Origin of the sequence: Streptomyces sp. WELS2 (assembly GCF_013870595.1) — a bacterium.
Lineage (GTDB): Bacteria > Actinomycetota > Actinomycetes > Streptomycetales > Streptomycetaceae > Streptomyces.
On record NZ_JACBWZ010000495.1, the window covers coordinates 1 to 4,721 of the forward strand.

4 protein-coding genes and 1 tRNA gene are annotated in these 4,721 nt (G+C 71.6%); 3 read left to right on the forward strand and 2 right to left on the reverse strand.

The annotated features are described in order from the left end of the window. The coding region (locus H5J33_RS24080) for a flotillin family protein (protein ID WP_258565354.1) at positions 1-1,370 on the reverse strand (1,370 nt) is incomplete at its 3' end. 259 nt (positions 1,371-1,629) lie between these two features. Between H5J33_RS24080 and H5J33_RS24085 the strand changes: the two genes are divergently transcribed. After that, entirely contained in the window at positions 1,630-2,688 is a 1,059-nt protein-coding gene (locus H5J33_RS24085; RefSeq protein WP_181796980.1) for a helix-turn-helix domain-containing protein, read from the forward strand. Between the two features lie 140 nt (positions 2,689-2,828). On the opposite strand, the gene H5J33_RS24090 is transcribed toward H5J33_RS24085, so the two are convergent. Continuing rightward, a tRNA-Pro gene (locus H5J33_RS24090) sits at positions 2,829-2,902 on the reverse strand. Positions 2,903-3,028: 126 nt separating this feature from the next. On the opposite strand from H5J33_RS24090, the gene H5J33_RS24095 reads away from it, so the two are divergent. Both H5J33_RS24095 and H5J33_RS24100 read left to right on the forward strand, forming a co-directional pair. Continuing rightward, complete coding sequence (locus tag H5J33_RS24095) at positions 3,029-3,736, forward strand: transketolase (RefSeq protein ID WP_181796981.1); 708 nt, start codon at positions 3,029-3,031, stop codon at positions 3,734-3,736. Positions 3,737-3,768: 32 nt separating this feature from the next. After that, a complete protein-coding gene (locus H5J33_RS24100; protein ID WP_181796982.1) occupies positions 3,769-4,713 on the forward strand; it encodes a transketolase family protein in 945 nt (314 codons plus the stop codon). Positions 4,714-4,721: the final 8 nt, after the last annotated feature.

Consider the following 4,721-nt stretch of genomic DNA (forward strand, 5'->3'; position numbering starts at 1 on the left):
GCGCTCGGCAAGGGCGTCGACGCCTTCGTGCAGAACTCGCAGACCGCGCGGACACTGGCGAGCCGCACCTTCGCCTGCGCGTCGAGATCGGCGGTCTTCAGCCGCGCCTGCGCCAGGGTCAGTTCCTCCGCGGCCCGGTGGGTGGCCGCCTGCTCGGCGGCCTCCGCCGCCTTGATGTCCTTGACCAGCTTCTCCTGCGCCTCGGCCTCCGCGGCGATGACCACGGCCTGCCGCTGCCGCTCGGCCTCCTCGACCGCGCGCAGCTTCTTGATGGCCTCCTCCTGCTCGGCGACCGTGCGGTCCACCGCGACCCGCTCGCGGATGACCTCGGCGATGTCCCGCCGCTCCGCCTCGACCTCCTTCTCGGCGGCGATCCGCGTCAGCTGGGTCTCCCGCTCCCGGGCGATGGCCTCCAGCAGCCGGTCCTTCTCGATGCGCTCGTTCTCCACGGCGATGACCCGCTCACGGTTCTTCGCCGCGACGGCGACCTCACGGGCCTGGTTCTCCCGCTGCACGCCGAGCTGCTCCTCCGTGCGCAGGAAGGCGGACTGGGCGCGCAGCCGCTCCTCCTCCACCACCCGCGCGGTCTCGGCCTCCTCACGCGCCCGGGAGGTCTCGATCTCCCGCCGCTGCTTGATCTCGGCGTCGGCCTGCCGGCGCTCCAGCTCCAGGATGGCCTCGCGGGCGTCGACGTTCTGCCGGGTGATCTCCTTCTCCTCGGTGCGCTGGTACTCGTTGGTGCGCACGTGCTCGATCGTCGTCAGCTCGGTGATCTTGCGGATGCCCTGGGCGTCGAGGACGTTGGCCGGGTCCAGCTGGGTCAGCGGCGTCTGCTCCAGGTAGTCGATCGCCGCGTCCTCCAGGTGGTAGCCGTTGAGGTCGACGCCGATCAACTCGATTATTTTGTAACGGAGTTCCTCGCGCTGGGTGTACAGGTCGGTGAAGTCCATCTGCTTGCCGACCGTCTTCAGCGCCTCGGAGAACTTCGCGTGGAACAGCTCCTGGAGCGTGCGCTGGTCGCTGGCCCGCTGGGTGCCGACGGCCTGGGCGACCTTGATGACGTCCTCCACGGTCTTGTTGACCTTGACGAAGAACGAGATCCGGATGTCCGCGCGGATGTTGTCGCGGCAGATCAGCCCTTCCTTGCCGGCCCGGGTGATCTCGATCGTCTTCACCGAGATGTCCATCACCTCGGCCTTGTGCAGCACCGGCAGCACGACCTGCCCGGTGAAGGTCACGTCGACCTTGCGCGTCTTGGAGACGATCAGTGCCTTGCCCTGCTCCACCTTGCGGAACAGCCGGGAGAGGACCAGCACGAGCACCGCTGTGAGCAGGAGGAGGGCGACGGCGAGCACGCCGGTGGCAGACATGGCATACGTCCTTGAGGCAGTGGGCGGTCGAAGGGACAGGCGCGCGTCGGTGAACGGTGCACCGCTTCGGCACGCGTTCCGGTGCCGGACCACCTGCCGGTGTCCGGCACCGGAACCCCCCGCAGTGCTCCCCTCGGCTCATGATGAGCGACCGGCGCACGCCCGCGCATTGCCGGTGTCCGGCAGTCTTCACTAGGGTCTGCATGCCGGTGACCCGCTAAGAAAGCGTCATCGGCGCGTCAAGGTCCTGGGGGGCGACGTGACAGGGCGGGACATTCCCGAGCAGTATCTGGACGGCTATGCCGACATCCTGGCCGAGGTCTCGGCCACGGGCCGCCGCCTCACCCGCGACGAGATCGCCTCCCGGCGGACCCTCGGCGAGCGGGCCGCGGAGGCCGGCTACGGGCTGCGGTCCCTGGTCAGCGCCCATCTGACCGCCGCGCGTGCCGTGCGGTCGCACGGTCCCGGCTCCGCCGACAGCACCCTGGCCGCCGTACACCAGGTGATAGACGCCTTCGCCGAGGGCTACGAACGCGCCCAGCGCCTCGCCGTGCGCCAGGAGGAGGCCGCGCGCCGGGAGTTCATCGACGACCTGCTCTACGGCCGCAGCGACCTCGGCCGCCTCGCCGAACGCGCCGAACGCTTCGGCCTGCGCCTCTCGCGCGCCCATGCCGTCGCCGTCGCCCAGGGCCCGGTGGCCTACGAGGAGGGCGCACCGGTCGCCCGGCAGGTGGAGCAGGCGCTGCTGGCCCGCTTCGGCAACCGCGACGTCCTGCTCACCACGAAGGACGGCCGGCTGCTGTGCGTCGCCCCCGGCCACGAGGACGAGGTCCTGCCCTACTTCGCCAAACAGGCCCATGCCGCCACCGACGGCGGCACGGTGGCGATCGGCCGGCCGCAACCCGGGCCGGGCGGAGTCGTCCAGTCCTACGAGGAAGCCCTCAACGCCCTGGAGCTGGCGGAACGGCTGGGTCTGGACGACCCCGTCCTGCGCGCCGCCGACCTCCTCGTCTATCCCGTCCTGACCCGCGACCGGCAGGCCATGGCCGACCTCGTCCTCGGCACCCTCGGCCCGCTCACCACGGCACGCGGCGGCGCCGAGCCGCTCCTCGACACGCTCACCGCCTACTTCGACTCCGGCTGCGTCGCCGCCGAGGCCGCCCGCCGCCTGTCCCTCAGCGTCCGGGCTATGACCTACCGCCTGGAACGCATCCACCGGCTCACCGGCGCCAACCCGGCCGATCCCGCCCACCGCTACATGCTGCAGACCGCGGTCATCGGCGCCCGGCTGCTGGACTGGCCGGCCGAGGACCTGTGACCCGGAGACCGGAGGGACGGCATGAAACGTACCCGGCCCGCAGAAGGGTGTCGGCACCGGTCCCCGGCTGGTCCCCAAAAACGAACGAGGGCCGGGTTCGGAAACCTCCGAACCCGGCCCTCGTCTGCGACTCTCACAAGTCGGGACGACAGGATTTGAACCTGCGACCCCTTGACCCCCAGTCAAGTGCGCTACCAAGCTGCGCCACGTCCCGGTGCGCGTCCTGACCTGGGGTTTCCCCGGGCGAACGCGCAGGGAAACAATACCGCACTCGGGTCGGTGGTCGCGCGCCCCTTCCGGCTTTGACCTCAAGTTTGGTTGAGGTTGCACGATCAAGGGTATGACGACCGCAACGGATCAACGCCACGCGTACGGCTACGACGACCTGCCCCGGCTGATGGGGCTCATGACCGGTGACGAGAAGCACGGACCGGCCGCCACCTCCACGCTCGACGTGCTGTGGGTGCTCTACGACCGCGTGCTCCGGGTGACCCCCGAGCGCCGCGCCGACCCCGCCCGGGACCGCTTCCTGCTCAGCAAGGGGCACGGGCCCATGGCGTACTACGCCGTGCTCGCGGCGAAGGGCTTCCTTCCCGTGGAGTGGCTGCCGGGGTTCGGCACGTACGACTCCCCGCTCGGCCACCACCCGGACCGGGTGCTGGTGCCGGGTGCCGAGATCGGCAGCGGATCGCTCGGGCACGGGCTGCCGATCGCCGTGGGCACCACGCTCGGCCTGCGCGCCCAGGGCCGCACCGATCCGGCGGTCTGGGTGCTGATCGGGGACGCCGAACTGGACGAGGGCAGCAATCACGAGGCGATCGCCTTCGCCGGGCCCGCCGGACTGGACCGGCTGCACACCGTCGTGATCGACAACTCCTCCGCCAGCCACGCGCTGCCCGGCGGGATCGCGGCCCGCTTCGAGGCCGCCGGCTGGTCCGCCGTCACGGTGGACGGCCGCGATCACGCGGCGCTGTACGAGGCGTTCACCGCGCCGCACCCGGGCCGGCCGCATGTCGTCGTGGCCCGCGTCGAGCCGAAGAACGCCTGATCCTCCCCCGCTCCACGAAAGGCAACACCCCCATGGACACCATGCGTGACCGCTTCGCTCCCGTCGTCTCCCGGCTGCTGGACGAGGACCCTCGCCTCGCCGTCGTCCTCGCCGAGATCGGTCTCGACGGCTTCCGGGACGCCATGCGCCGCCATCCCGACCGGGTGATCAACGTCGGCATCCGGGAACAGCTGCTGGTCGGGGCGGCGGCGGGGCTGGCACTCACCGGGCTGCGGCCCGTCGTGCACACCTTCGCCAGCTTCCTCGTGGAGCGCCCGTTCGAGCAGGTCAAGCTGGACCTGGGGCACCAGAACACGGGCGCGGTGCTGGTGAGCGCCGCCGCCTCCTTCGACTGGCCGGCCGGCGGCTTCACCCACATGGCTCCGGGCGATGTGGCCCTCCTGAACACGCTGGACGGCTGGACCGTGCATGTGCCCGGGCATCCGGACGAGGCCGAGACCCTGCTGCGGCACGCGGCCGCCGCGGGCGACGACAAGGTGTACGTACGGCTGTCCGTGCAGTCCAACCGGAAGGGGCTGCCGGTCGACGGGCAGCGCTTCGTCACCGTCCGCGAGGGCCGGGCGGGTGTCGTGGTCGCCGTCGGCCCGCTGCTGGACGCGGTCCTCGCCGCCACGGAGGGCCTGGACGTGACCGTGCTGTACGCGACGACGGTACGGCCGTTCGACGCGGCCGGGCTGCGCCGGGCCACGGAGGGCGCCGGTACGGATGTCGTGCTGGTCGAACCGTACCTGGCGGGGACCTCCACGACCGCGGTCAGCGAGGCGCTGTCCGATGTGCCGCACCGGGTGCTCGGCCTCGGCGTCGGCCGGCGCGAGCTGCGCCGCTACGGCACGATCGAGGAGCACGTGGCCGCGCACGGCCTGGACGCGGCGAGCCTTCGGGAGCGGATCGGCGGCTTCCTGGGAGCCGGACGGGTGCCGGTGGGCGGGCGCGGTCCGGTCGCCGTGGGCGGGTGAGCCACCGG

Bases quoted from the DNA above. Each gene is read 5' to 3' on its own strand.
- H5J33_RS24095 (WP_181796981.1), top strand. From the start codon at position 3,029: ATGACGACCGCAACGGATCAACGCCACGCGTACGGCTACGACGACCTG.
- H5J33_RS24100 (WP_181796982.1), top strand. From the start codon at position 3,769: ATGGACACCATGCGTGACCGCTTCGCTCCCGTCGTCTCCCGGCTGCTG.